Genomic DNA, 18,017 nt, shown 5'->3' with positions numbered 1-18,017 from the left:
AACTCACTTTCGTTGAACGTTTATCGGAGAATCACATGTCCGGCGCAAAAGAGATAAAAGGTAAGATCGGTAGTATTAAAAATACTCAGAAGATTACCAACGCTATGGAAATGGTTGCGGCTTCTAAAATGAAGAAAGCTCAAGACCGTATGGCTTCTAGCCGTCCATATGCGAAAACTATGCGTAAAGTGATTGGTCACATTGCACGTGGTAGCTTGGAATTTCGCCATCCATATTTGGAAGAGCGTGAAGTGAAACGTGTAGGTTATGTGGTGATTTCGTCTGACCGTGGTCTGTGTGGTGGCTTGAACGCAAATGAGTTCAAAGCCGTAGCAAAAGATGCTGAAAAGTATTTCAAAGCTGATGTTGAAGTTGACTTCGCTGCGATTGGTACTAAAGCTATCGGCTTCTTTAACCGCTTTGGCGGTAAAGTAGTTGCTGCAAACTCAGGACTCGGCGATGCACCGTCTGTACAAGACGTTGTTGGTTCTGTTCGCGTTATGTTAGACGCTTACAATGAAGGCAAAATCGACCGCTTGTTCGTTGTGTATAACAAATTTGTTAACACAATGACGCAAGAACCGACGATCGATCAGTTATTACCTTTACCAAAATCAGAAGATGAAGACATGTCAGGAAACTGGGATTACATCTACGAACCAGATCCTAAAGTGTTGTTAGACGCTTTATTAGTTCGTTATGTGGAATCACAGGTTTACCAAGGTGTCGTTGAAAACTCAGCTTCAGAGCAAGCTGCACGTATGGTTGCAATGAAAGCCGCTACAGACAATGCGGGTGACCTTATCAACGATTTACAATTGGTTTACAACAAGGCACGTCAAGCAGCCATCACTCAGGAAATTTCTGAGATATGTGCTGGTTCTGCGGCGGTTTAGGTTAACAAAAATTTATGAGGAAATGTCATGAGTCAAGGTAAGGTCGTACAGATCATTGGCGCAGTTGTGGACGTTGAGTTCCCACAAGATGCAGTACCTGCGGTATATGACGCAATACAAGTTACTAATGGTAAGCTTGAAGGCTTAACATTAGAAGTACAACAACAGCTTGGTGGTGGTATCGTTCGCGCAATCGCGATGGGTACAACTGACGGGTTGTCACGTGGTGCTGTTGTCGTTGGTACTGGCAAAGGAATCGAAGTTCCTGTAGGAACTAAGACCCTAGGTCGTATCATGGACGTACTAGGTAACCCTATTGATGAAGCGGGCCCAATTGGTGAAGAAGAGCGTTATACAATTCACCGTGAAGCACCTTCATATGAAGAACAATCAAGTTCTACTGAACTTCTAGAAACTGGTATCAAGGTTATCGACCTTGTATGTCCGTTTGCTAAAGGTGGTAAAGTTGGACTATTCGGTGGTGCCGGTGTTGGTAAAACCGTAAACATGATGGAACTTATCCGTAACATCGCAATCGAGCACAGCGGCTACTCAGTATTCGCAGGTGTTGGTGAGCGTACTCGTGAGGGTAACGATTTCTACCATGAAATGAACGAATCAAACGTACTAGATAAAGTATCTCTAGTTTACGGCCAAATGAACGAGCCTCCAGGAAACCGTTTACGTGTTGCCTTAACTGGTTTGACAATGGCTGAGAAATTCCGTGACGAAGGTCGTGACGTTTTATTCTTCGTTGATAACATCTATCGTTATACACTAGCTGGTACAGAAGTTTCTGCACTACTTGGTCGTATGCCTTCAGCCGTTGGTTACCAACCAACACTTGCTGAAGAAATGGGTGTTCTTCAAGAACGTATCGCATCTACTAAGACTGGTTCAATCACTTCAATCCAAGCGGTATACGTACCTGCGGATGACTTGACTGACCCATCACCAGCAACAACGTTTGCTCACTTAGATGCTACAGTTGTACTATCTCGTGATATCGCATCAAAAGGTATTTACCCAGCGATCGATCCACTAGATTCATCTTCACGTCAGCTTGACCCATTAGTTATTGGTCAAGAGCATTATGACGTTGCACGTGGCGTACAAACTGTATTACAACGTTACAAAGAGTTAAAAGACATCATCGCTATCTTGGGTATGGACGAATTATCTGAAGAAGATAAACAGACTGTATCTCGAGCTCGTAAGATTGAACGTTTCTTATCTCAACCTTTCTTCGTAGCAGAAGTATTCACTGGTTCTCCAGGTAAATACGTATCGCTTAAAGACACTATTGCAGGATTTAAAGGCATTCTGAATGGTGACTACGATGAACTACCAGAACAAATGTTCTACATGGTTGGTTCTATCGACGAAGCGGTAGAAAAAGCGAATAAATAGAATACGGAGCGTACAATGGCTGCAATGACTGTCCACTTGGATGTAGTAAGCGCGGAAAAGAGATTATTCTCTGGTCTTGTTGAAACATTACAAGTAACAGGTAGTGAAGGTGATTTGGGTATTTATCCAGGTCACGCGCCTTTACTTACTGCCATTAAACCTGGCATGGTACGCGTAGTTAAGCAACACGGAGTAGAAGAGTTTTTCTACGTTGCCGGTGGTATTTTAGAAGTACAACCTGGTAGCGTTTCCGTGTTGGCTGACACAGCTCTTAGAGCAGAAGACCTAGATGAAGCAGAAGCTTTAGCAGCACAAAAATCTGCTGAAGAAGCTATTGCAAATCCAGGCGCTGACTTTGAATATGCTGAAGCAGCAGCTGAGCTTGCTCAAGCTATTGCACAATTACGTGTTATCCAACAAATTCGTAAAGGCTAAATTAGCTTCCTAGAATTTATTTTGATTTACACTTCGTGTTTAGATTGAAAGTTAAAACCCAGCTTAGGCTGGGTTTTTTGTTTTTAGGTGTTTGACTAGCCTACCAACTTTACTTCCATAATTAATTGCACTATTCCGTCGATCCCTCATTTGTAGATAAAGGCCCCTAATGCCCCACAAAGGGCGATGTTTCGGCGGGTAATACACCACAGCTCATTATCTTATATTTACGCTTAAAACGGCTTGTTGCGTGCCATATTACACATAACACCTGCGGTTAATGGTCCAATTACACTAGTAGAACCAACCGTTACGGCATAAACGCCTGTAATTTCAGTTTTATGGTTACTTATTTAGCTATTTGGTTAAAAGCAGCCCTTTTGCTAAGGACGGTATTTTTGTAAAAACATGTTGGTTTTAGATTATTCAACTCGTATCTTTTCAATATCGTAGATGTTCTAAAAAAAGACACTTTTCTGTCATGGCGTTGTCTTATTTTCAGCTTATAAATTGCCAAACTGATTAACACTTTGCATTTTATTGTTCGTAAATAGTTAAGGGTAACCCATGATAAATGATATTAGAAAACAGCGAACGCGATTCTATGACGATCTTAATTTCCCTGAAGGGTTTAGACGTTGTGGACTTTTTACCGTCTTAGAAGCAGAATTCCTTACCCAAAATGGCCAACTTTTAAAGGCGTTAGCTGAATGTGCCATTGAACCTATCTTAGATGAAGAAAGAGAATTCGTAGATGCAATCGTTAATGGCGCAACTAGCACGCAATTAAGCGTAAAAGTATGGCGAAAATATCAGTTAGCTATAGAACATAGAAGAGCTAAACGATTTTTTATGTCAGCACATTGTGGAAATGGCCAAATCGCCATAAATACTTAATAAACAATTGATAATGGCGAGCATAAATTTAGTGCTCAAATTAATATGGCTCGTCGGAAAGGCAAAACTTATTCTGAATATGGGATAAAACTAGAATTTGTTATCGTTCAGGTTAGAATAACCAAAATTAATTTTGAGTGATGGTCATGGTTCATAATATCGCAGTGAGAACTAAGCAAGAACAAGAAGAAATTCAGTACGATTTAATGACGTCTTATTGGGCTTATAAAGAAAAGCGTGGCCTAATGAGTAAACCTGAAATATTTAAATATATTCATCAAAATTACACTGACGTAGGCGTTCAAGAGCACCTTATATCTCGTTATGAATATTACAAAACGCTATAGCGTGTTCTTGCATAGTGAATGGGCGTAAGTCATTGTTCCATATGGAACGTAAGTGTTGTTATTTGTGAGTAGCTTACAAATGTACCAAAAAATATGGTCTGTAGTTCAGCTAATCCCTGTGGGGAAAGTTGCAAGTTACGGTCAAATCGCCGACCTAGCCGGTTTGCCGGGCAGAGCTCGGTTAGTTGGTAAATCAATGCAATTTATTCCTAAAGAAGGTCACAATAATAAACCCGTGCCTTGGTATCGAGTACTCCGCTCGTCGGGTCAATTGGCTTTTACGCTTGGTAGTGAAGACTTTCAACGACAAAAAGCGTTATTGATGGACGAAGGCATCTTTCTTAAGGGCCGAACAGTATCCTTAAAACAATATCAGTGGCATCCAAGTCTTGAACAACTGCTTTTCGAATTAACAAATTAATGTTTAATCAAGTTTAATCAAGTTTAATCAAGTTTAATCAATTTTGAAATCTTGTGGTTGGATGAAATAACGCCCGTCTTTGATCAGTGGATTAGGTGTAATGTAATTGTTGGGTATGGATATATGCACGGTTTTGCTTTCATTTTTAAGCGGATAAACCGATTTTGTTAACTCATGGCGTTTCATTAGGGCTTCTATTTCACCAAGTTGTGCAAGTTTATGCATACCTTCTTCTAAATCTTTACCTAGCTGCTCGTTCTCTTTATTAGTATAAAAATAAACCGCAAATGGGTAATGCAATAATATATTTGGATAGCTGACTAAGTCTGGGTAGGTACGTTTACGCATAACTAACTCATTTTCTGCATCGTGATACCCGCGCGGAAAATAATCACAACGTTTAAATTTTACCATTTTAAATAAGCTTTCATACTGCACTGAAGTTGTGACAGGTAAACCTGCATCTTGCAGTATTTTGGTATCAGGCCAGTGTTCGCCCTGACAAGCAATCATTTTTCGGAGTGCTTTGGCGTTTGTTATCTTATTAAAAGAAGGAAGTGACTCTTTCCGAATAATGAATTTACGAAAACCAATGAGTCCTCTTGTTGTAGGGACTGGGATTGCGCGCAATGTGTGATCTAGCTCTTTACTTGCGCCAAACCAATACAAATTAATTGTTTTACCTTTTTTAAGTTCAGCTTCTGCGCGGCCCTGGGACAAACTAACTTGATTAAGGGTGCGAACTTGGTAGTCACTTCCGCTGACTTGGTTTAACGCAAGGTTGATTAATTTAACGTGATAATCATGGGAAATATCAAAAACCGAACGAGGAGCTGGTACTTTAATTATTGTACTGTATGCCAGAGGGCTGGCGGATATGGCAATAAAGAACAAGAGCCGTTTATAAGTTTTTAACAAGGTTAACCCGTAATTTGTAAATTGAGTCACTATAATATAACCCAAAAACTCAAAAACACGCGATATGGAAAGAAAAAAGCCATATCAAGTTTGTTAACATTCTGTTCCGAATTCATCTAGTTTTATTGCCGATTTACGTTAGACTTTTGTTTAATTGCTAAAGATGAAGAATAAATTATGGTTCAAATAGACTATCAACAAGCTCGACTTTCTCGAGACGCCCGATTTGACGGTGTATTTTTTACCGCAGTGAAGACGACTGGGATCTTTTGTCGTCCGGTTTGTCCAGCCACGCCCCCTAAAGAAGAAAACGTTGAATATTTCGAAACAGCTTCTGAGGCTTTAGTTTCAGGATATCGACCATGTTTACGGTGTCGTCCTGAGTCTGCGCCCTTTTCTCCTGCCTGGTTCGGCACAGCAACAACGGTTAAACGAGCGCTAAATATTATTCACAACGAAGGTTTTCACGATTTAAATTTGACTACTCTTGCTGAGCGTCTAGGCATTACTGATCGATATTTACGAAAGCTGTTCGAGCAACAATTAGGGGTTTCACCAAAAGCTTATATTCAACATCAGCAAATTTTGTTTGCGAAAGCATTATTACATCAAACTCATTTGCCTATACAAGATGTAGCCTTTTCCTGTGGTTTTAATAATGTTAGGCGATTTAACGACGCATTTAAGCGGATCACGACTAAAACACCAACGGAGATCAAAAAACTTCACACCGCAGACGTGCCTATTCGTCTGCAGCTCAATTACCAGCCACCATTTAACTGGCAGCATTGGCGAAGTTTTTGCGAATATAGGCAGATCAATACGGCTGAAACACTTGGGCAAAGTTCCTACGGTAGAACATTCACTTGGCAACAGCCTGATGGTCAGTATGTTAAAGGTTGGTTTAATGCGGTGCATCGGCCAGATAAACATGGATTTAACGTTAGTATTGAACTTGATAACCCGAAATACCTTTATCAAGTCAGTCAGCGTATTCGTGAAATTTTTGACTTAGATGCCAACGTCGCGCTCATCGAACAGTCACTGCGCAGTGCGGGTTTACCCGATCATCATATTATTTCGGGGTTACGCATTCCTAAATGTTGGGATGCATTTGAGGCGGGGATCCGAGCTATTTTTGGCCAACAAGTTTCGGTAAAAGCAGCGACAAATCTATTGAATACGTTAGTAGAGCAGTTAGGTGACAGAAAGTGGGTGGCGTTGCCCGCTAATCACATAAACAATGGTGATAAACCCCATGAACGGATCTGGTTTCCAACCCCTGAGCAAGTCGCTAAATCTGACTTGGCCTTTTTAAAGATCCCTGGTGCTCGAAAACAGACCATTTTAAATCTGGCTAACCATTTTGTTGCAACAAAAGGAACAGGTGCTGAAAATGATATTGATCAATGGTTAGCATTAAAAGGCATTGGACCTTGGACTGTTGAGTATGCAAAATTACGCGGTGAGGGTCACCCGGACATCTGGCTTGATACCGATTTAGGTATTAAAAAGGCATTGGATATTTTCCCAAGCATTAATGTCGAGCATGCAAAGCCTTGGCGTTCATATATGACATTTACTATGTGGGGAATGTTATGAAAATAGATCCGTATAATAAAGAGCAAGGCACGCAATTAACACGCTGGCTGACCACACCACTGGGGCCACTAGAAATTAGAGTTGTTAATTTCACCGCTAAACCCGCTGTTTATAAGTCGATTGTCTTTGTAAAAGAGTCTGATTTGGTTGATGTCGAAAATTCCGATGAACACCCATTATTAGATTTAGCCTTCACTCAATTAACTGAGTACTTTGCTCACCGTAGAACCGAGTTTAATGACTTACTTTGTCATTTAAGTGACTTTGGTACTGAGTTTCAACGTCAAGTTTGGCAGGGCCTTACTCAAATCCCCTATGGCGAAACCTGTTCCTATGGGGATCTGGCTAAAGTTTTAAATAACCCTAAGGCTGTAAGGGCGGTTGGGGCTGCAAATGGTAAAAATCCGTTAGCGGTTGTTGTGCCCTGCCATCGAGTAATTGGGGCTAATGGCACACTTACTGGTTATGCTGGTGGATTAGATAAAAAACAATGGTTATTAATATTTGAACAACAGCAGATCCCACTGCTATAACCGACACAACGTTTTTCAATTAAGGAGTTTGTATGCAATATGACGTAAATACACCTGAACACTATGTTGCTGCATTAGAAGATGACTGGCGAAAAGAAAAGTTGTTATTACTGCAACAGAAAATACTCGAAATGGCCCCAGAAACAGAACTTTCTATTAACTACAAAATGCTGTGTTTTAAAATTAATGACATTGTAATGTGTCATTTAAATGCCCAGAAAAATACGGTTAGTCTATATGTTGGAAATATTTCAAAAGTGGATCCCACAGGTCAATTATTAGAGGGGTATAATTTTGGAAAAGGTTGTATCCGTTTGAGTAAAACCAAATCAATAACAAATGAAAACTTTACGTCGTTTTTAACAAAAATGGTGACGATGGGCCGATCTGGAATTGATTTGTCATGTTAGTTGCGGGTAACTTGAATAAGCCAAAATTACGCTAAATTGATGTAGTCTTTTATGGTTTGTACAAACAACCAACCATCCATTTTACATTGGGCATCAAACATTTTTTTGATGGTAATTATATGATCAAAGTCTATCTTTTGATTTTCATTTAGATTAAATAAATCCAGTGTCCAATCTTCATAGGTCCGAACCCCAATGGGGGCATCAACAACTACTTTTAAATTGGTATGTCTTGTGTCGGCATACAACTTATCCATAAGTAATGATAACTTGTCGTGCTCACCTTCAATTAGCTGTAAAAAGCGCTGATTATGATAAAAAAGTGCACCGTAAATTTTGTGTTCTTCGTTAAAACGATTTGCACTAGTAATAATATCCTTTAACGTTTTATCAATAATAGCCACGTCTGATGTAAGCTCAGAAACGTAAACTATTACACGTAAGTTTTCGTTATTTTTCATTGTGTTATGATATCTTGGTTATTTAATTATTCTTTTTTCACACACATTCTAATTGTCTACTCATTAAGTTAACCGATGTTTGAACATTGGCTAATCATTACTGTTTTATTAGACATATAAAATATTTATGACCGTATTAATTTCAATCCATGGGCGGCTTATGGCCTAAAAGTCGCCAAACAGTGCGACTCAAAATAAAACAGGTAACCTACAGTGTAGAACAGAAATAAGGAAATGTTCTAGCGCGGTAATTTTTAACCAAATTAAATCATTAAATAAGACCGTATAATTATGCACCTAGCAATTTGAGGTGTTTAATCTTTTTGTACCGCAATGCCATAGATAGACAATGTGCAAGAGCCGGATTGTCGGTAATTGCGTCAATATCAATTTGGATTATTTTAAACACAAGAGCTCGGTTACCTTGGTATACAAAAGTCTCACCGTAGATTTCTTTAAAGGTTTCAATTAAGGTTGTTTTGCAGTTGAAGTATAGGCAATATTCGTCGGGATGTTTGGCTTTCCAATCGAACCTGATTGTACTTCCAATTGGCGATATATAGCTGGGTTCGCCCCATTTTAAGGTTTCTTCCAACTTATCAATACCGTCTTGCTCTGCTACTTGGTAAATAAGTGTTCTTATCCGTAATAATGCGGCGGCAATATCGTCGGGATAGGTTTCAAACTTTTTCTGAACACTTAATTCCATTGGTAATCAGTCTTTTTAATTTAGCTGCGCAGAAGGTCGCAACATACTGTTTTGTGTTATATAAAATAATACGGAATGAATTCAGAAGCGAATTAACCACAACATTTTTTATATTTTTGCCCACTGCCACATACGCAAGGGTCATTGCGACCGGGTAGTTTATCTACTTTAACTGTTTCAGCTTTATTTAATAGCGTTGTTAGCTCAGCGATGGATTCTACAGCGCCCTCACTTAAATCTACCGTGATATCAACATACATTTGGGCTTCTGTAGCAAGTTTAGTTACTTCGGCTTTACGCGTCTCTGAGGTGACGATTAATTGCAGAGGTAATTTTTTGCTACCAGGCTTGTTATATAGTTTACCTTCGTAACCGTATTTTATGTGTTTTTGGCGAGCATCTTGGCGGCCTTTAAAAAAGAACTTATCTGACATGTTGTAACCTAAACTGTTTGAAATTAAAAAACGGCAACCATTTTTGATGGTGGGGCATATTTGGTCGGTACTAAAAACGCGCGCAGTTTATCATACAGCCCAGTTGATTACTTATCGTTGTGTGATAAATCGCCATGAATCTGTTTTTAGTTTGTTTTAACTGCAACGAGTCTTAAAAAACCATTGCGTGATCAACCATATAACGGTCATTGATATAAACTAAAACAATTTCGGCAACAAACTCGCCTTGGGCTTTGAGCAAAACGGCTTCCATATTACCGCTGCACAGCGATTTAACTCAATCTAAGTTGCCAATTTCCACCATGCTGTTGCTCGCAATTTTCTTCGGTATCAAAAATAATTTTTTTAATAGGGTCTTTGATCGCAATGCCGTTTTTTGACAGTTTGTCTTGTATTAATGAAATGATTTTCGAGTCGTTATTTGTTGTTCTAAACAGCGTTAAACTTTGGTTAGTATCAAATACGATGGCAATTTTTAGGCTATTTGGAAAATTAGAAAAATTGGCTAAATGTGTAACCCATTTAAAACCTGAATAATCTTTTAACTTTGTTTCACATATGTCATTCAGCACCAGCGTAATTTGTTTGTCTAATTTTTTGTCTGTCTTTCGCATAGATGGATCTACTTGTTATTTGGGTGGTTCGAACATGAGTTGAAGGTTGTGAATTAAAATTCTAAACACCAGTTCTTTAAATTCATTTTAAGTAACTGGGTAATTTTTTGAATTACAAAGTCCAGTTTGAAAATTTAAATTTCTCTTGTACTGGGCATTCCAATTTTCTTTCTAATACTTGTTTATGTACTGCAATTATATTTCACAATCGGTGCGTCTTATTACTATATTGGGTGTCGCCCATTTTTAATCTTGAAGTCAGTGAGTAATCTTATAATGTCGCTCAACCCGTGTGGTAACTTTGCCCCATTTCGAAGATTTTACTCGATTTTGATGATATTCAAATGCATGTTCGTCAACAAATTCCTCGTAGACATGCAGTTTGTTCGGGTTTTGTTGATCATGTATTACTTCAAATATTAAGCACCCAGGTTCGCCGAGTGTTAATTTTATGTGCAAATCCAATTCTGAATTCACTTCCTTTAAATCTGCGTCTGGAATTATTATATAGCCCTGCAATATCACTTTTTTAAGCATTTCATCATCACTTGAAAAGGCCATGTTGGCCTTGTTTTTTTCTAATATTAAGTAAAATTAAAGTCCTAAATAATTAAACAGTACAAATATTATCGTAATTAACGAAGGTACACTTTGCACAAAGAGGATCTTTCTTGACGATGTTATTGCGCCAAAAATACCGGCGACAAAAATACAGGATAAGAAAAACAATTGAATTTGCAGGCCAAAAAACGGATCTTGATGCACTAAGCCCCATATTAACCCTGCCGCTAAAAAGCCATTGTACAAACCTTGATTGGCAGCTAATACCTTAGTGGCGGTTGCAAAATCTTTTTTAAATCCAAATGCTCTTAGCCCCGGTGGTTTATCCCAAAACCACATTTCGATAACTAATATGTAAATATGAAGCACGGCCATGAACAGCACGAGTATGTTTGCAGCAATATCCAAAATTATTTCCTACTTTTTGTGATTAAGCGATAACCCTTAAGACGAAGGGGAAGTTGTTTGAGGGTTTTCAATATGGCAATAATATATAGCCAAAAACCAAATAAGACACGCTAACATGCCTAACTTTTGGATGATTGGCAATAAAGAATACAAGGTATCTGTGTCGTAAAAGGTTGCATTTAACAATGGTAAATTGCCGGATATGAGATGTTAAAATAATTAAACGTTTAACGTCATGTCTTTTTGTAAACGTCTGGTTGGTGTAATTCCATAAACGATTGTGGCGAATGTAATTCGGTAAAACCAAACTGTTTATATAACTCGTGGGCGTCTCGAGTTGCTAACGCTATTCGACGTAATCCTTGTAACTCAGGGTGTTTAACCACTTCTTCCATTAGCCATTTACTTAGACCAATGCCTCGGTGATGCTCTAATACAAAAACGTCGGCTAAATACGCGAACGTTGCACGGTCTGTTATCATTCTAGCGAAGGCGATTTGCTCACCTGAATCGGTAAAAATACCAAAACACACAGAGTTGTTAATCGCTTTTTCCATCGTTTCAATCGGAATGCCTTTCGCCCAATAAGATTGAGATATATAACCATGAATGGCATTGAGATCCATATCCTTTAAGTTATTACTTACCCAGTAACCGGTAACCATTTTAGTTCTCCTTGCGGTGCTTGATAACGGTAGTTGTTTACCTAGTTGTTTGCCTATTTGAGAGCAACGACTAAAACACAAATTAGTAAAATGGTCGAAACCGGGGCCCATAATGCTCGTTCTTTTTTACTCGGGGTAATGGTATTTGCAACACAACTTAATAAACATAAAGCGACGACCACCCAAATAGCATAGTCTGGAAAGACCATATGAAAAAAACCAAAGTTTACATCGTTAACTAGTCCCGAATGAGAGAATACAACTTCAGCCATTAATAAAAGCAGTATGATTTGCATCACCGCTGCGATGCGTATTTTAACAGGTAAACGTCCTGGAAATTTTCCACCCATCGCCATTTCTCCCCACGGGGCACCAAATATTAATGCAAACTGGAAAAGCACAACGACGGCAATAAAAATGCCAAATATATAGGTTGAAATAATGGGGAATGTCACGGTTAACGCATCCTTTTGTTTGTAAATCGTGAACTCACATTGTGTTATTGCAGAAACTTTTGCGCTTCGTTTACTTCGCAGTATTCAATTGGCGTTGGTTGATTATTTCTGTCAACTACCCAGCACTCGTCATAGATTGAACAATAACAAAGCTCAATTTGAATTGACTCATCGGCCATTTTAAATTCTTTTGCATGTTCGCCATTGTACACAAGCGGACTTATTGTATTTTGAGGTGATAAGGTACGGTTGCTTATATGCGACTGCACAAAGCTTTTAAATTGTGGGATTTCTTGCCAGTATTTTATATATGTGGTGCCGTTTAATACTTTGGCATCATGTATTAACGCGGGTCCAGTGCCATTATTTTTTATCGTGTAACTGAAGGAATCATGATTGTGACTTCTGAATATCTCCAATCTTGGCCATACAGAGGCTCTAGAATATTCCCGGTCAATATAAGCAGAATAAATAGATGTGAAAGCGGTTACTAGGCCAATTAGAAGCGCCGATAATGCCACTATCATCTCAGGGTTTTTATACCACTTTTGTTGGTCCATGTTTACGATTCCTAGGTCGGTATATCATTCATTATCTTAAAGCTTTTGCCATTATTGGCAATTTTAGTTAAAACGACAAGTTTAATACTAAGTCGAGTTCCTGATGGTTACTTGTCGGCGTTGCCCAATCCCCTATACAATGCGGGCAGTCGAATAGCTAAATGGACCATTTTTTGAAACTCAGTAAAAGATTAAAGCAAATAGAACAGATGGTGTCTTCTAGATATGCTCATATTTGGGACTGTTGCTGCGATCATGGCTATTTAGGTGCCGCTTTATTAGATCGTAATTTGGGTTCGACAATACATTTTGTCGATATAGTGCCGACGCTAATGACTGAGGTAGAAACTAAACTACAACGTCATTACCCACTTCAAAGCGCATTGTGGAAAACACATTGCTTGGATGTTGCAAAGTTGCCTATAGGGGATTTTAACGGTCAACAGTTAGTCATTATCGCAGGTGTGGGTGGCGATTTAATGATTGAATTTATTGAAGCGCTGCACAAAAAACAGCAAGAACATAAAAACCTGAAACTCGACTTTTTATTGTGTCCCGTACATCATCAATTTTCTTTACGTCAGAAATTAATCGAGCTTGGTTTCAGTTTAAACGATGAAGTTTTAGTCGAAGACAATAAACGCTTTTATGAAATCCTCCATGTTTCTCTCGCAAGCGATATCCAGCATGATATCAGTCCTGTCGGCGATAGTATTTGGCAGGGGGAGTCCGCAGAACAAGAGAAGGTTGCCCAAAGGTATCTACATAAAACGCTTAGCCATTATCAGCGTATTCAAAAGGGGAACAACAAGGCACAGCACATCATAGATGCGTATAACCAGATTAACCTTAAATAGAAACAGCATTTAAAACCCACCTTAAGTCGAGGAATAGATAACTTAAGAATCATAGGTTTATTGACATTTCTGACTTAGCGATACCAACTTTTTGGATCAGATTGAAAATCCGATGCTACGAGTCGATTTAAGTAGGTAAAGTCACATTTATCTTTTATTTCTGAGTACACTTCGGCAAATGATGGTTTCGCTAAATGTAATTTTATTCCCTGAGACCAAGAGGTCCATGTATGTTTAGAAATACGCCCTTTGGCCCTTAAATAGACTTGTTCGTTGCTCAAATCAAGGTAATTATAAATGAGCTCACGTACCTGGTTTCTATCACTTTCTTCAACCGGTTCACCAATTAGCACACTTACTGGCAGTTCCATTGATAACGAGCGGTACTGTTGATCTAAACTATCTTCGAATGTCGCTTGCGCTTGCTCTTTACCGACTTTAATTTGCCACGCACCAAAACCAACGCCAAGCGCCGTAACCAACGAACCCACAGCGGTAGCCGCAGAGCTGACAACACCCCAATCAATTATCACAATTATTGTTCCTTATGCCGATTTAGTCCAAAACAGGTCACGCTATATTTTTATTACACGTAAAAATTGGTTCTACTTTAGCGAAGCGAAGGCAATAATCCAAAGAGTTTGTCACACACCTGACAATTGTTATTGGATCACCGCTTGTTGGCGTTCCCTTTTAGACATACAAAATGGCCGTGCCAACCAAGCCCGATAGATAACCCCGAAACAATAAGTGCAATGATTCGAGTTTTACAATGGTTATGTATGTGAAAAACGACACGCTATCGTTTTTGTATAAACGGGTATATGCTAGTTGTTCATTTAGGATATGTATAAGTTAATTATGAAAAAATTGTTAGGCATTTTTGTGCTACTTAGCGCTACGTTTTCGGTTTTGAGTGTCCCTAATGCGGATTCAAACCATGCTAAAAAAGCCCTGGAAATATATCAAACGATAATAGAAATCCCAACCGTAGCGGGTCGCGGTAATGTTCCTAAAATGGCTAAATATTTGGCAAGTGAATTTACTGCAGCAGGCTTTGCAGCAAAAGACATTCAAATTATTCCCAAGGGGGAAACAGCTTCGTTAATTGTACGTTACAGAGGCGATGGTTCTTCGGGTAAAAAGCCCATCTTACTTATTGGGCACATGGACGTTGTTGAAGCATTAGCTAAAGACTGGGAGCGCCCACCGTTTAAATTAACCCAAGATGATAACTATTTTTATGGTCGCGGTACCATTGATAACAAATACGGTATTACTATGTTATCAGCGACCTTTATTCGGCTAAAAAATGAAGGTTTTATACCAAATCGTGACTTGATAATTGCCTTTTCTGGTGACGAAGAAACCGGCATGACAACTACCCAAATGTTAGCGAACGACATGCCAGAACTGGCAGAAGCTGAGTTTGCGCTTAACTCGGACGCCGGAGGTGGAGACTTGAGTGCAGACGGAAAGCCTGTTGCCTATTTGGTTCAAGCCGCAGAAAAAACCTACGCCACGTTCGAACTTACTATTCGTAATGCTGGTGGCCATAGCTCGCGACCTAAAATGGATAATGCGATTTATGATCTCGCAGATGCGATTACTAAAATTCAGGGATACCATTTTCCTGTTCAATATAGTGAAATGACCCGTGATTTTTTTCGGATATCAGGACAAAAGCTAGGGGGAGAGTTGGGTCAAGCAATGATGCAATTTGCCAATAACCCCAATAATAAAGCGGCATCAGACCGGTTGGAAATCGAACCGTCTTATGTCGGTTCTACCCGTACCACATGTGTGCCTACGATGTTAAAAGCGGGACATGCAGAAAATGCCCTGCCTCAATCAGCAATGGTTACCGTAAACTGCCGGATATTCCCTGGGACAACGGTGGCGCAGGTGCAAAAGCAACTCAAACAAGCGATTAACAATGACGCAGTTGAGTTTGTCGTGACTGGCTCACCAGTTGAAAGCCCAATTTCAGAACCAAGAGCAGATGTGATGGCGGCGATTAGTAAGGCAGTTCATAGTCGCTATCCAAAAGTAGATATAGTTGTTTATATGGAGTCTGGTGGCACCGACGGCATGCATTTTCGTAAAGCTGGGATCCCAACTTGGGCGATATCTAGCGCGTTTATGAATCCAGATGACATGTTCGCACACGGATTAAATGAGCGTTTACCGATTAAAGCATTTTACGGTGGTTTAGATCATTGGACAATTATACTCAAAGCGCTAACGGGTAAATAATTAAGCATTTTCTGTCGCCTTGTTTAAGTATTAATTAAAACATTTGATACAGGACTTAAACAAGGTGGCGACTAAACGGGTATGTAAAATCCATGTTGCTAACTACTTAACTGTGTCAGAGTGTTGGAATAACCAGTTGTAACAAGTCCCATTTGTTGCCGTACAAGTCTTGAAAAACAACTACCGTACCATACTCTTCAACACGGGGTTCTTCGTCAAATACCACGCCATTTGCTTTCATCAATTCGTAGTCGTACCAAAAGTTATTGGTTTGTAGGAACAGAAATACCCTCCCCCCAGTTTGATTACCAACCGCTTTATTTTGCGCCTCACTGCTCGCTTCCGCTAACAGTAAGTTAGTGCCATTTGAGTTTGGCGGGGATACCAAAACCCAGCGTTTGCCATCGCCTAAGTCGGTGTCGGCGACTAACGTAAATTGCAGTTTTGACGTATAAAACTCAATTGCTTCATCGTAGTTTTCTACGACCAGAGATATTGCCCCAATATGTTGCACTGACTTTGACATGAAATCCTTAATTACTAACAGGGTTGAATGTTTGTTTGACGGCTAAATTGATTTAGCAATTTTACCAAATTAAATAAATATAAAAGTAATAATACGTAATAAATAAAAAACCGTAATAGACCAATAGTGCATAGGAGGTTTAATTTATCCCCATTGTAATTGGCTGTGGGTTTAATCGATGAGATATTTATTCCTTTTAATAATGATATGTTTAACCGTGACACTTAATCTTGGTTACGCTCAAGATTATGAAAAACATAGAGTGATCATTTTAACAGACATAGAAGCAGATCCTGACGATACGCAGTCATTAGTCCGGCTGTTTTTGTACGCCAATGAAATCGACATTAAAGGGATTGTCGCAACAACGTCTGTTTGGCACAAAAACTCGGTTGAACCGGAGTCGATTGTTAAGGTGATTAATGCTTATAGTGAAGTTCAGCCTAATTTAGTAAATCATCAATCGGGTTACCCAAGTGGCAAAGCACTTTTGCAACTGGTTAAATCTGGTTTGCCTCTTTACGGTATGAAGGGGGTTGGAGATGGTCATGATTCTCAAGGTTCAGATTTGATCATTGCGGAGCTTGAAAAAAATGATAAACGTCCGCTATGGATATCAACCTGGGGAGGCGTAAATACCCTTGCTCAGGCGTTGTATAAAATACGCAAAACCAAACCCGCTCATGAAGCCAAGGCGCTGATTGCTAAAATTAGGGTTTATACCATTTCTGACCAAGACGATAGCGGGATTTGGATCAGAAACAATTTCCCTAATTTATTTTATATTGTGAGCCCAGGTGATGACTATGGTAGCGCAACATGGACAGGCATTAATTCAGTTATCGACGGTATAGATAACAGCACAATAAGTAATAAGTGGTTTGCTACTAACATTCAGCAAGGTCACGGTCCTTTAGGCGCTCGATATCCAGATGTGGCTTGGGGCGTGGAAGGCGATACACCGGCTTTTTTATCTTTAATCCCGAATGGGTTAAATCATGCAGAAAAACCGAACTGGGGAGGCTGGGGGGGACGATATGAACTCTATATCCCAGACTTTTCAAAAACTAAGGAAGGGGGATCGGATGTGATTATCGCCCCAGAAACCCGGGCAATTTGGACCAATGCCACAGATACGTTTACCCCTTATGTGGCGGGAGAATATGGCCGGGCAACCATCCCCGGTAAGCGTAGCTTTGAAGGTTATAAAGAAACGCTATGGCGCTGGCGAGATGATTTGCAAAATGATTTTGCGGCACGAATGGATTGGACAACTCAAAGTTATCAACAAGCGAATCACGCACCAATAGCGGTATTAAAAAGCTCAGATCGTATGACCGTAAAGTCTGGACAAAGTTTGGCATTGGATGCCAGTGATTCCTACGATCCAGATGGTGATAACTTGAGCTTTATTTGGTTTGACTACCCAGAAGCGGGCACTTATAAAAAAACGGTTTCTACCGGTGCTGCCAATAATGCGCACGCGATATACATAACAGCGCCAGAAGTAACCGAAACAAAAACGGTACATATTATTTTAAAAGTGTCTGATAAGGGCACGCCAGCTTTGTCGAGTTATAAACGGATTGTTATCACAGTTGAACCTAAATAGACCTGCAAC

General features: G+C 39.5%; 24 protein-coding genes. 12 read left to right on the top strand and 12 right to left on the bottom strand.

The window, feature by feature from the left end:
• The first annotated feature begins 35 nt into the window (after nucleotides 1–35).
• From atpG to KO525_RS14430, 6 genes are all read left to right on the top strand, one after another.
• On the top strand, nucleotides 36–896 hold the full coding sequence (gene atpG / locus KO525_RS14455; protein ID WP_215964533.1) for a F0F1 ATP synthase subunit gamma: 861 nt from the start codon (nucleotides 36–38) through the stop codon (nucleotides 894–896).
• 27 nt (nucleotides 897–923) lie between these two features.
• A complete protein-coding gene (gene atpD, locus KO525_RS14450; RefSeq protein ID WP_215964532.1) occupies nucleotides 924–2,306 on the top strand; it encodes a F0F1 ATP synthase subunit beta in 1,383 nt (460 codons plus the stop codon).
• A 15-nt stretch (nucleotides 2,307–2,321) separates the two neighbouring features.
• Complete coding sequence (locus KO525_RS14445; protein WP_215964531.1) at nucleotides 2,322–2,741, top strand: F0F1 ATP synthase subunit epsilon; 420 nt, start codon at nucleotides 2,322–2,324, stop codon at nucleotides 2,739–2,741.
• Nucleotides 2,742–3,308: 567 nt separating this feature from the next.
• Nucleotides 3,309–3,638, top strand: a complete 330-nt coding sequence (maoP, locus tag KO525_RS14440) for a DUF413 domain-containing protein (RefSeq protein WP_215964530.1) — start codon at nucleotides 3,309–3,311, stop codon at nucleotides 3,636–3,638.
• A gap of 146 nt (nucleotides 3,639–3,784) precedes the next feature.
• Entirely contained in the window at nucleotides 3,785–3,985 is a 201-nt protein-coding gene (locus KO525_RS14435) for a hypothetical protein (RefSeq protein WP_215964529.1), read from the top strand.
• 79 nt (nucleotides 3,986–4,064) lie between these two features.
• Entirely contained in the window at nucleotides 4,065–4,406 is a 342-nt protein-coding gene (locus tag KO525_RS14430; protein WP_215964624.1) for an MGMT family protein, read from the top strand.
• A 33-nt stretch (nucleotides 4,407–4,439) separates the two neighbouring features.
• Here KO525_RS14430 and KO525_RS14425 read toward each other — a convergent pair whose 3' ends face one another.
• A complete protein-coding gene (locus tag KO525_RS14425) occupies nucleotides 4,440–5,354 on the bottom strand; it encodes a hypothetical protein (RefSeq protein ID WP_215964528.1) in 915 nt (304 codons plus the stop codon).
• A gap of 147 nt (nucleotides 5,355–5,501) precedes the next feature.
• Between KO525_RS14425 and KO525_RS14420 the strand changes: the two genes are divergently transcribed.
• The 3 genes from KO525_RS14420 to KO525_RS14410 are packed head-to-tail and all read left to right on the top strand — an operon-like array spanning nucleotide 5,502 to nucleotide 7,869.
• Nucleotides 5,502–6,926 carry a DNA-3-methyladenine glycosylase 2 family protein gene (locus tag KO525_RS14420; RefSeq protein ID WP_215964527.1) on the top strand — a complete coding sequence of 475 codons (1,425 nt, stop codon included), beginning with the start codon at nucleotides 5,502–5,504 and terminating at the stop codon, nucleotides 6,924–6,926.
• A complete protein-coding gene (locus KO525_RS14415) occupies nucleotides 6,923–7,459 on the top strand; it encodes a methylated-DNA--[protein]-cysteine S-methyltransferase (protein ID WP_215964526.1) in 537 nt (178 codons plus the stop codon). Before KO525_RS14420 ends, KO525_RS14415 begins: the two co-directional genes overlap by 4 nt.
• Before the next feature lie 32 nt (nucleotides 7,460–7,491).
• A complete protein-coding gene (locus KO525_RS14410) occupies nucleotides 7,492–7,869 on the top strand; it encodes a DUF1801 domain-containing protein (protein ID WP_215964525.1) in 378 nt (125 codons plus the stop codon).
• A 26-nt stretch (nucleotides 7,870–7,895) separates the two neighbouring features.
• Here KO525_RS14410 and KO525_RS14405 read toward each other — a convergent pair whose 3' ends face one another.
• From KO525_RS14405 to KO525_RS14365, 9 genes are all read right to left on the bottom strand, one after another.
• The gene (locus KO525_RS14405) at nucleotides 7,896–8,330 is read right to left on the bottom strand and encodes a BLUF domain-containing protein (protein ID WP_215964524.1); all 435 of its coding nucleotides are present in this window, start codon (nucleotides 8,328–8,330) and stop codon (nucleotides 7,896–7,898) included.
• Between the two features lie 289 nt (nucleotides 8,331–8,619).
• A complete protein-coding gene (locus tag KO525_RS14400) occupies nucleotides 8,620–9,039 on the bottom strand; it encodes a DUF1801 domain-containing protein (RefSeq protein ID WP_215964523.1) in 420 nt (139 codons plus the stop codon).
• 92 nt (nucleotides 9,040–9,131) lie between these two features.
• Nucleotides 9,132–9,473 (bottom strand): PBPRA1643 family SWIM/SEC-C metal-binding motif protein, encoded by a 342-nt coding sequence (locus tag KO525_RS14395; protein WP_215964522.1) that lies wholly within the window; start codon nucleotides 9,471–9,473, stop codon nucleotides 9,132–9,134.
• A 293-nt stretch (nucleotides 9,474–9,766) separates the two neighbouring features.
• Nucleotides 9,767–10,108, bottom strand: a complete 342-nt coding sequence (locus tag KO525_RS14390; RefSeq protein ID WP_215964521.1) for a Fis family transcriptional regulator — start codon at nucleotides 10,106–10,108, stop codon at nucleotides 9,767–9,769.
• A gap of 258 nt (nucleotides 10,109–10,366) precedes the next feature.
• Entirely contained in the window at nucleotides 10,367–10,669 is a 303-nt protein-coding gene (locus KO525_RS14385; RefSeq protein ID WP_252736806.1) for a putative quinol monooxygenase, read from the bottom strand.
• A 33-nt stretch (nucleotides 10,670–10,702) separates the two neighbouring features.
• Nucleotides 10,703–11,077 carry a DUF1304 domain-containing protein gene (locus tag KO525_RS14380; RefSeq protein WP_252736807.1) on the bottom strand — a complete coding sequence of 125 codons (375 nt, stop codon included), beginning with the start codon at nucleotides 11,075–11,077 and terminating at the stop codon, nucleotides 10,703–10,705.
• A gap of 233 nt (nucleotides 11,078–11,310) precedes the next feature.
• Nucleotides 11,311–11,742, bottom strand: a complete 432-nt coding sequence (locus KO525_RS14375; protein WP_215964520.1) for a GNAT family N-acetyltransferase — start codon at nucleotides 11,740–11,742, stop codon at nucleotides 11,311–11,313.
• Nucleotides 11,743–11,795: 53 nt separating this feature from the next.
• Nucleotides 11,796–12,197, bottom strand: a complete 402-nt coding sequence (locus KO525_RS14370) for a hypothetical protein (protein ID WP_215964519.1) — start codon at nucleotides 12,195–12,197, stop codon at nucleotides 11,796–11,798.
• 44 nt (nucleotides 12,198–12,241) lie between these two features.
• Nucleotides 12,242–12,757 carry a hypothetical protein gene (locus KO525_RS14365; protein WP_215964518.1) on the bottom strand — a complete coding sequence of 172 codons (516 nt, stop codon included), beginning with the start codon at nucleotides 12,755–12,757 and terminating at the stop codon, nucleotides 12,242–12,244.
• A 173-nt stretch (nucleotides 12,758–12,930) separates the two neighbouring features.
• Between KO525_RS14365 and KO525_RS14360 the strand changes: the two genes are divergently transcribed.
• Entirely contained in the window at nucleotides 12,931–13,614 is a 684-nt protein-coding gene (locus KO525_RS14360) for a tRNA (adenine(22)-N(1))-methyltransferase TrmK (protein ID WP_252736808.1), read from the top strand.
• 74 nt (nucleotides 13,615–13,688) lie between these two features.
• On the opposite strand, the gene KO525_RS14355 is transcribed toward KO525_RS14360, so the two are convergent.
• Entirely contained in the window at nucleotides 13,689–14,147 is a 459-nt protein-coding gene (locus KO525_RS14355; RefSeq protein ID WP_215964516.1) for a hypothetical protein, read from the bottom strand.
• 328 nt (nucleotides 14,148–14,475) lie between these two features.
• Between KO525_RS14355 and KO525_RS14350 the strand changes: the two genes are divergently transcribed.
• Entirely contained in the window at nucleotides 14,476–15,870 is a 1,395-nt protein-coding gene (locus KO525_RS14350) for a M20/M25/M40 family metallo-hydrolase (RefSeq protein WP_215964515.1), read from the top strand.
• 115 nt (nucleotides 15,871–15,985) lie between these two features.
• Here KO525_RS14350 and KO525_RS14345 read toward each other — a convergent pair whose 3' ends face one another.
• The gene (locus KO525_RS14345) at nucleotides 15,986–16,396 is read right to left on the bottom strand and encodes a VOC family protein (protein ID WP_215964514.1); all 411 of its coding nucleotides are present in this window, start codon (nucleotides 16,394–16,396) and stop codon (nucleotides 15,986–15,988) included.
• 178 nt (nucleotides 16,397–16,574) lie between these two features.
• Here KO525_RS14345 and KO525_RS14340 point away from each other — a divergent pair, with 178 nt between their 5' ends.
• Nucleotides 16,575–18,008, top strand: a complete 1,434-nt coding sequence (locus KO525_RS14340; RefSeq protein ID WP_215964513.1) for a nucleoside hydrolase-like domain-containing protein — start codon at nucleotides 16,575–16,577, stop codon at nucleotides 18,006–18,008.
• Nucleotides 18,009–18,017 lie beyond the last annotated feature (9 nt).

Source organism: Psychrosphaera sp. B3R10, assembly GCF_018861025.1.
In the GTDB taxonomy this organism is placed as follows: domain Bacteria; phylum Pseudomonadota; class Gammaproteobacteria; order Enterobacterales; family Alteromonadaceae; genus Psychrosphaera; species Psychrosphaera algicola.
The sequence above is the reverse complement of the archived record's forward strand: the minus strand, read 5'-3'. Positions and strand labels throughout refer to the sequence as shown.

Excerpts from the sequence above, each read along its gene's own strand:
- atpG (WP_215964533.1), top strand. The coding sequence starts at position 36 with ATGTCCGGCGCAAAAGAGATAAAAGGTAAGATCGGTAGTATTAAAAAT.
- atpD (WP_215964532.1), top strand. The coding sequence starts at position 924 with ATGAGTCAAGGTAAGGTCGTACAGATCATTGGCGCAGTTGTGGACGTT.
- KO525_RS14445 (WP_215964531.1), top strand. The coding sequence starts at position 2,322 with ATGGCTGCAATGACTGTCCACTTGGATGTAGTAAGCGCGGAAAAGAGA.
- maoP (WP_215964530.1), top strand. The coding sequence starts at position 3,309 with ATGATAAATGATATTAGAAAACAGCGAACGCGATTCTATGACGATCTT.
- KO525_RS14435 (WP_215964529.1), top strand. The coding sequence starts at position 3,785 with ATGGTTCATAATATCGCAGTGAGAACTAAGCAAGAACAAGAAGAAATT.
- KO525_RS14430 (WP_215964624.1), top strand. The coding sequence starts at position 4,065 with ATGTACCAAAAAATATGGTCTGTAGTTCAGCTAATCCCTGTGGGGAAA.
- KO525_RS14420 (WP_215964527.1), top strand. The coding sequence starts at position 5,502 with ATGGTTCAAATAGACTATCAACAAGCTCGACTTTCTCGAGACGCCCGA.
- KO525_RS14415 (WP_215964526.1), top strand. The coding sequence starts at position 6,923 with ATGAAAATAGATCCGTATAATAAAGAGCAAGGCACGCAATTAACACGC.
- KO525_RS14410 (WP_215964525.1), top strand. The coding sequence starts at position 7,492 with ATGCAATATGACGTAAATACACCTGAACACTATGTTGCTGCATTAGAA.
- KO525_RS14405 (WP_215964524.1), bottom strand. The coding sequence starts at position 8,330 with ATGAAAAATAACGAAAACTTACGTGTAATAGTTTACGTTTCTGAGCTT.
- KO525_RS14400 (WP_215964523.1), bottom strand. The coding sequence starts at position 9,039 with ATGGAATTAAGTGTTCAGAAAAAGTTTGAAACCTATCCCGACGATATT.
- KO525_RS14395 (WP_215964522.1), bottom strand. The coding sequence starts at position 9,473 with ATGTCAGATAAGTTCTTTTTTAAAGGCCGCCAAGATGCTCGCCAAAAA.
- KO525_RS14390 (WP_215964521.1), bottom strand. The coding sequence starts at position 10,108 with ATGCGAAAGACAGACAAAAAATTAGACAAACAAATTACGCTGGTGCTG.
- KO525_RS14385 (WP_252736806.1), bottom strand. The coding sequence starts at position 10,669 with ATGGCCTTTTCAAGTGATGATGAAATGCTTAAAAAAGTGATATTGCAG.
- KO525_RS14375 (WP_215964520.1), bottom strand. The coding sequence starts at position 11,742 with ATGGTTACCGGTTACTGGGTAAGTAATAACTTAAAGGATATGGATCTC.
- KO525_RS14365 (WP_215964518.1), bottom strand. The coding sequence starts at position 12,757 with ATGGACCAACAAAAGTGGTATAAAAACCCTGAGATGATAGTGGCATTA.
- KO525_RS14350 (WP_215964515.1), top strand. The coding sequence starts at position 14,476 with ATGAAAAAATTGTTAGGCATTTTTGTGCTACTTAGCGCTACGTTTTCG.
- KO525_RS14345 (WP_215964514.1), bottom strand. The coding sequence starts at position 16,396 with ATGTCAAAGTCAGTGCAACATATTGGGGCAATATCTCTGGTCGTAGAA.
- KO525_RS14340 (WP_215964513.1), top strand. The coding sequence starts at position 16,575 with ATGAGATATTTATTCCTTTTAATAATGATATGTTTAACCGTGACACTT.